At 63.9% G+C, this 3,177-nt stretch carries 4 protein-coding genes; all 4 read right to left on the minus strand.

Annotated features, from left to right (window positions below):
* Positions 1-16: 16 nt before the first annotated feature.
* Positions 17-274 (minus strand): hypothetical protein, encoded by a 258-nt coding sequence (locus NZM16_RS08055; RefSeq protein ID WP_295479801.1) that lies wholly within the window; start codon positions 272-274, stop codon positions 17-19.
* Between the two features lie 70 nt (positions 275-344).
* On the minus strand, positions 345-1,469 hold the full coding sequence (mnmA, locus tag NZM16_RS08060) for a tRNA 2-thiouridine(34) synthase MnmA (protein WP_295479803.1): 1,125 nt from the start codon (positions 1,467-1,469) through the stop codon (positions 345-347).
* 286 nt (positions 1,470-1,755) lie between these two features.
* A complete protein-coding gene (locus tag NZM16_RS14035) occupies positions 1,756-2,133 on the minus strand; it encodes a DUF2283 domain-containing protein (protein ID WP_367281019.1) in 378 nt (125 codons plus the stop codon).
* On the minus strand, positions 2,054-3,177 hold a 1,124-nt coding region (locus NZM16_RS08065; RefSeq protein WP_295479805.1), incomplete at its 5' end, for a cysteine desulfurase family protein. The genes NZM16_RS08065 and NZM16_RS14035, both read right to left, overlap by 80 nt.

Raw genomic sequence — 3,177 nt, forward strand, 5'->3', positions numbered from 1 at the left:
TCCTCAAATCCCCAGTTTATAACTGGACAAAGCAGTAGCAAGCGTTTTCAAAATAAATGGCAAAACGACGGGGAAAACGACGCGCAGAGGAACGCAGCAGGTTGTGGAGGGGAACATGGGGAATGACGATGGTGGGAAGCACCCCTTCATCGTAAAAAGCAAGCCAGGGCCGCTGGCGCTGGAGGGCGATCCGGGAGGGAAGGGCCGTGGGGGCGGGCTCTCGCCATAAGCGGGTCGGCTGGCCTTCCAGAAAGCGACTGATTGCCCGGTTCACCGCCTCGTGACGTTCGATATGTCGGGAAGCGCCCACGTTGCCTGACTGCGTAGAGCTCCCAGCATGACCATCAAGCGGGGACAGAAACCGCGAGGGTCTTCACGATCTCAGGGGGAGGTTCCCGTTCCGTTCGCATGATGATCCCCAGCCCCAGGACGACCTCGCCGTCATACATCACGGCTGCCTGCCCCGGGGTGAGATCCCGCATCGGCTCGTCGAACACCACCCGCGCCTGGCGCTCCGGCATCGGGATGACCCACGCCGGAACCTCCCGCGCCCGATATCGGATCTTCACTGTGGCCCGGAAGGGCGTCCAGGGAAATTCCCCGCTCACAAAGTGAACCCCCTCCAGGACACAGGACCGGCGGCCCAGCTCCTCCGCCGTTCCCACGATCACCGCATTCTCGCCTGGGTCCAGGTCCACCACATACAGGGGAACCCCTGCCGCAATGCCCAGTCCCCGACGCTGGCCGATGGTGTAAAAGGCCAGCCCCTGGTGCTCCCCCAGAATCCGGCCCCGGGTGTCCTTGATCGGACCCGGCCGCAGGGCCTCCGGAGCGTGCCGGCGCAGGAAAGCCCGATAGTCCCCATCCGATAGGAAACAGAGATCCTGGCTCTCCGGCTTCTCCGCCACCGGAAGGTCGAAGCGCCGGGCCAGGGCGCGGACCTCCTCCTTGGTGTAACCGCCGACCGGGAACATCGCATGGCGCAGCTCCCGCTGCCCCAGCACCGCCAGCACATACGACTGGTCTTTGCGGGGATCCACCCCCCGCAGCAGCTGATACCGGCCGTTCGCCTCGCGAACCCGAGCGTAGTGCCCGGTGGCCAGGTATTCCGCCCCCAGGGCCAGCGCCCGCCGGAGCAACCAGTCGAAGCGAACCAGCCGATTGCAACGCAGGCACGGGTTCGGCGTGCGTCCGGCGAGATATTCGGCGATGAAGAAGTCCACCACCGTCTTCTTAAAGAAATCGGCGACGTTCAGGACATAAAACGGGATGCCGAGGTGATCGGCCACCCGATAGGCCAGCTCCATGTCCTCCAGCGTGCAACAGCGGTTCGTCGAGGCGCTGGCCTCCCCACCCTCGCCCCACAGGCGCAACATGATCCCGATCACCTCATAGCCCTGCTCCACCAGCAGGGCGGCGGCGACGCTGCTGTCCACGCCGCCGCTCATCGCCACCACCACGCGCGTCATGGACCCCTCTATGCCTTTCAGGTAATGGAAAGCCCAGGAGGGAACGCCTCCCACTCATCAAGGCCTCGGCTCATGCCCAGCATTCGTGCAAGACAGCGAGTGGAACCGCCCGGTGGCCGGAAAGGGCCCCATCCTCCTTCCCCACGCTGCGAAGCAGCACGGGGAGGGAGGTCCGAAATGCTGGGGGTGATGGGGCGGGCGGCTTTGCCATCCGCCCTACCAACCCAAACCCCTGCCGACCATCGGGCCAGCCAGCGGCGCAGGTTCTGAAACGAGCCTAAGGCCTCTATTTGGCCTCCTTTTCTGACGATCGAAACAGGCTGCGCCGGCTCGCATGAAGAATCGTGTAACCGATTACCCGATCTCCGTGATAGCGAATAATGATATCCTCATCCGTAAGTTCACTATCTGTTGCGGGGATTGGATTGCCCAAACTCACATAAAGCACATCCGCCTCCCGATCGTAAGAAAGCCAGATCGTCTGCTGAGGACTCCCCTGAATGTAAGGCAGAAGCTCAAGATAAATTTCTATGTCCCTTGTGACCATGTCTCGCTTTTCATTTTCTGTAAGGTCGTAAGGTCTCTCATGCTTCAACGGCCTGCATCTCCCGCAGCCGGGCGATGGCTCGAGGAAGGACCTCCAGAACGTAATCGATGTCCTCATCAGTGTTGGACTTCCCCAGGGTGAGCCGGAGGGAGCCCACGGCCCACTCGTGGGGAAGGCCCATGGCCAGCAACACCTCTGAGGGCTCCACCCGGCCGCTGGTGCATGCCGAGCCCGTGCTGGCGGCGATCCCCTCCACGTCCAGGGCCAGCAAAAGCTCTTCCCCGTTGATGCCCTTGAAGGCAAAGCTGGCGTGATGCGGCAGGCGCTCTGAGGGATGGCCTGTGAGTCGGGCGTCCGGCACCCGCTCCAGGATCCCCCGGATCAGCCGGTCCCGCAGCCGCTGCAGTCGGGCGTTCTCGCTCTCGCGACCCTCCTGGGCCAGGCGCAGGGCGGTGGCCAGCCCAACGATCCCGGCCACGTTCACTGTCCCGGCCCGCCGCCCCCGCTCGTGCCCGCCTCCCGTAATCGTCGAGAGGTAAGGAGTTCCATGGCGGATGTAAAGCACCCCGACCCCTTTCGGCCCGTAGAACTTGTGGGCCGAAAGGGTCATCAAATCCACCCCCAGCCGGTTCACATCCAGATCCAGCATCCCGCCGGCCTGGACGGCATCCGTGTGGAAAGGGATGCCCTTCGCGCGGGCGATGCGGGCGATCTCCGGGATGGGCTGGATCGTCCCCACCTCATTGTTGGCATACATCACGCTGATCAGCACGGTGTCCTTCCGGATCGCCCGACCCACATCATCCGGGTTCACCATGCCGTATTCATCGACCGGCAAATAAGTGACCTCGAAGCCGAAGACCTCCTCCAGCTGACGGGCGGTGTTGAGCACCGCGTGGTGCTCCACTGAGGAGACAATGAGGTGATTCCCCCGGCCCGCCCGGCGCTGGGCGAAGGCCACCCCGCGCAGGGCCAGATTGTCGCTTTCGGTCCCCGAGCCGGTGAACACGATCTCGGTGGGGTGGCCGCCCAGGATGGCCGCCACTGTGCGGCGGCTCTCCTCCAGCGCCTTCGCCGCCGCCCGCCCGAAGCGGTGGATGGAGGCAGAGTTCCCATAGATCTCCGTGAAATAGGGCCGCATCGCCTCCACCACTCGCGGGT

The sequence above is a fragment of the Thermoflexus sp. genome (assembly GCF_025055495.1).
Lineage (GTDB): Bacteria > Chloroflexota > Anaerolineae > Thermoflexales > Thermoflexaceae > Thermoflexus.

Bases quoted from the DNA above. Each gene is read 5' to 3' on its own strand.
- mnmA (WP_295479803.1), bottom strand. From the start codon at position 1,469: ATGACGCGCGTGGTGGTGGCGATGAGCGGCGGCGTGGACAGCAGCGTC.
- NZM16_RS14035 (WP_367281019.1), bottom strand. From the start codon at position 2,133: ATGAGGACATCGATTACGTTCTGGAGGTCCTTCCTCGAGCCATCGCCC.